The sequence below is a fragment of the Paenibacillus phytorum genome, from assembly GCF_013141715.1.
GTDB lineage: Bacteria > Bacillota > Bacilli > Paenibacillales > NBRC-103111 > Paenibacillus_E > Paenibacillus_E phytorum.
Map to the genome: position 1 here is coordinate 1 of NZ_WHOA01000058.1, position 3,779 is coordinate 3,779.

Annotated in this window: 3 protein-coding genes and 1 pseudogene; all 4 read left to right on the top strand. The window is 48.0% G+C overall.

Annotated elements, in window-relative coordinates; genetic code table 11:
* The coding region (locus GC098_RS07845; protein ID WP_512699010.1) for a DUF8485 domain-containing protein at positions 1 to 738 on the top strand (738 nt) is incomplete at its 5' end.
* A gap of 125 nt (positions 739 to 863) precedes the next feature.
* Positions 864 to 1,271, top strand: a pseudogene (locus GC098_RS07850) (carbohydrate ABC transporter permease); the annotation flags it as partial.
* Between the two features lie 73 nt (positions 1,272 to 1,344).
* The gene (locus tag GC098_RS07855) at positions 1,345 to 3,423 is read left to right on the top strand and encodes a DUF5054 domain-containing protein (protein WP_171642584.1); all 2,079 of its coding nucleotides are present in this window, start codon (positions 1,345 to 1,347) and stop codon (positions 3,421 to 3,423) included.
* Positions 3,424 to 3,468: 45 nt separating this feature from the next.
* A complete protein-coding gene (locus GC098_RS07860) occupies positions 3,469 to 3,726 on the top strand; it encodes a hypothetical protein (RefSeq protein WP_171642586.1) in 258 nt (85 codons plus the stop codon).
* The last annotated feature ends 53 nt before the right edge of the window (positions 3,727 to 3,779 follow it).

A 3,779-nucleotide genomic window follows, 5' to 3' on the forward strand; every position in this document is an offset into this window, starting at 1 on the left:
AGACAGGAGGAAATTCTCGAGGGATTGGCAGTCTCCCTAAGGCCGAAAATGATTGTCAGATCTGAAGAGGCAGCACTCGACCCAGATGAGGTTGATCGCAAAGTCGAGAGTTATATGTCGGACGATCGCGTATTCGGGTACATGGCACCGTTCCATATAGATGAGTTTTACCAGCCGGATAAAGTCGACAAATTACGTAGCGAGATAGCAGAGGTGAATGACGGCATTATTGTGGTCATCGGATTCGGAGCCTCACTTATCGCAAGTGGTGACGTTCTTATCTATGCCGACTTAGCACGTTGGGAAATTCAACTTCGCTACCGAGCGAAGGTTATGGACAACTGGCGGGCAAGTAAAAGAGAAGATGATACTCTTCGTCTCTACAAGCGCAGCTTCTTCTTTGAATGGCGCATGGCGGACCGGCTCAAGAGATCTCTGTTCGATCGTGTAAATTACTATCTGGATTCCAATACCAAGAATGAACCTAAGATGTTATCCAAGCAAGCGTTGTTCGCCGGCCTATCTCAGACTGCGAGCCAGCCGTTCCGGCTCGTACCCTGCTTCGACCCAGGAGTATGGGGTGGTACGTGGTTGGAGTCTAACATAGATCTACCCAAAAAGATCATCCATACGCGTGGGGGTTCGATGGTGTGCCGGAAGAAAACAGCCTTTATTTTCAATACGGATCTTTGCGTTTGGAGATACCGCCATCAATCTAGTCTTCTTCGAATCGATTAAGCTGCTGGGGGAGAAGGTCTATTCACGCTTCGGTGCTGAATTCCCGATTCGATTCGACTTCCTCGATACGATAGGAGGACAAAACCTGAGCTTGCAGGTGCATCCGACGTCATTCTCATTATGAATTTTTTCGAAGCTTGCCGAAGGAATTGGACGAAGCAGCGGAAGTTGATGGTGCGGGACCATGGTATACGTTGCTGCGTATCTATATTCCGCTTTCTTTACCAGCGATGGCTACGGTGACGCTGTTCAGCATTATCGGGCATTGGAATTCGTTCTTCGACGGACTGATTTATATGAGTAAGCCGGACAACTATCCGCTTCAGACGTATATCCAGCAGCTGGTCATCAATATAACGCCGGATATAATGAAGGAAATGCCCACAGATCAGCTGATCCAACTGATGAAAGCATCGAACAAAACTTTAAACGCGGCAAAACTGATGGTGGCGATGATCCCGATTCTTCTGATTTATCCATTTTTGCAGCGTTATTTCGTGCACGGCATCGTGATGGGATCGGTCAAAGAATAGCGGCGGTAAGCGGATTATTTCGGGATCGCGATAGGATTAAGGAGAAAAAATATACGGTTGGAGGCAAAGAAACGTGACAACGATCAAAAGAGTTCATGTCATTTTCAAAACGCATTTGGATATTGGGTTTACCGACTTGGCAGAGCATGTGATCGACCGATATATGAATCAGTTTATTCCGCAGGCGCTAGACCTGTCCGAACAATTAGCGATGGAAGAAGGAAATGTGAAATTCTTATGGACGACCGGTTCATGGCTTATTCACGAATACTTGCATACGGCGCAGCCAGATTTGCGCGTCCGCATGGAAGAAGCGCTTCGACAGGGCCGCATCGTTTGGCATGGGCTGCCGTTTACGACTCATACAGAGTTGATGGACGCCAAATTGTTCGAATTCGGCCTGTCGCTTTCCAAGAAGATGGACCAGCAGTTCGGTAAAACGACGATAGCCGCGAAAATGACGGATGTTCCGGGACATACGATCGGGATGGTGCCGATTTTGGCGAGGAACGGTATCCGATATTTGCATTTGGGCGTCAACCCGACATGTAAAAGACCGCATGTACCGCCGGTGTTCGTGTGGCGCGCAAGCGATGGTTCGGAAATCATCGTGAATTATGCCGACGATTACGGGAAAACGCTTGAGCTTGACGGCCTGGAGGACGCGTTGTATTTTGCGCATACGGGAGATAACAACGGTCCTTCCCCTATCGAAGACGTGCGTGCTTTGTTTGCAAAATTGCAGTTGCAATATCCGGGTGCGGTCATTATGGCGTCGACGCTGGATGCATTTGCTGAAAAGCTGCTTCCGCTCAAGCATCTCCTGCCGGTTATCCGCGAGGAAATCGGTGATACGTGGATTCACGGAGCCGCTTCCGACCCCTGGAGGGTGGCACGGTATCGGGAGCTGCTTCGCTTGAGGGACAAATGGGTGGCATCCGGCAGGTTGGATGAGCAAAGCGAGCAGTACGCGAAGTTTTGCAATCGTTTGATGTTAATCCCGGAGCATACATGGGGATTGAATGAACAAGTTTATTTGGTCGACTACGACCATTACTCTGCAGCCGACTTCGCTGCCGCCAGAGCTATCGATAAGGTAGGCAATGCCAAAATAAGTAAATATGCCTACCTCTGCCGTTCCGCGAAACCGGATCGAACGTATAGCTTCTTTGAAAGCTCATGGAAGGAACAGCGTGCCTATATCGATCAGGCGTTGGCTGCGCTTGGCGAAGAGCTGGTGGCTGAAGCTCAAGCAGCTTTTGAACGGATGCTGCCTGGGGATACCATCGTAACGGAAAATGAGACGCTCAGCCTTGAAGTGAATGAATGTTACGATTTGGGGCTGTTTCGTGTCAGTTTCGCTTCGGATGGCTCTATTAATCATTTGATCGATGTGAACGGAAAAATATGGGCAGACGAAAAACACAGACTTGGGACGTATCAATACGAAACGTTCGGAAAAGAAAATTTCGACCGCTTTTTCAACGAATATGTGATCAATTTGAAGCGTAATCATGGCTGGGCGGATAACGACCTTGGAAAGCCGGGGATTGAGTACGCAGAGCCGAAACCGGTGCACCAACAATATAGTGCGACGATAAGATCACTTAGTCTGGAACGTCAAGCGGATTGCAACGTTGTCCGGGCTGAGCTGAAAATGCCTTCTGATGTCTGCGAGCTTTTTGGTGCGCCCCGGAAGCTAGTCGTTGTGTACACTTTCCATAATCGGGAACCGAAAATCGATGTAGAATTGCATGCGATGGACAAAAAGGCGTGTCGTTTGCCGGAAGCGAGCTGGTTTTCATTCGCGCCGATAACGGATAGCTCGCACCAATGGACGATGGATAAGTTGGGCGAACGGATTTCACCGTTATTTGTCGTAAAAGACGGCAACCGGAATATGCATGGCGTGGGTAGCGGATTGTACTATGAAGGCGCGGAAGGCGGAGCGACCATCGAGACGCTGGATGCTCCTATCGTTTGCCCTGGGGAACGGCGGCTACTGCAGTTCGATAACTCATTTTCGTCACTCGATGGCGGGTTTCATTTTAACTTGCACAATAACGTTTGGGGTACCAATTTCATGATGTGGTTTGAAGACGATATGAAGTATCGATTCCGTTTGACTTTCCAGTCGAATAAGATGCGCTAGGATCAAACGAATAATGAAAGTCGGAAAACGAATATAGGGGGACTAATGAACGGCAATCAAGTCTTCCTTTATTGTTTTCCTTTTTTATGTAAAATACCGAAAAAAAGCCACACAAATCTTCCTAACTATCCTGAAAATGGAAAGACATACGGTTCTGCTGAAGAAGCCACCTCTGTTGAAATGCTACCTGATTTAATCCATGCAGGAAGTGTGAATGGCATTGCAGGATATGTGCTGAAAAAGATTATCTCGGTGAACCTGGTCGTGATGTCCCACTGTATGATGTTGATGGTGAAACCGTAATTGGTGTGTTTCATGTTGGAGGAAAGTAACAAAAAAGTATGTTAAAGTGTTAC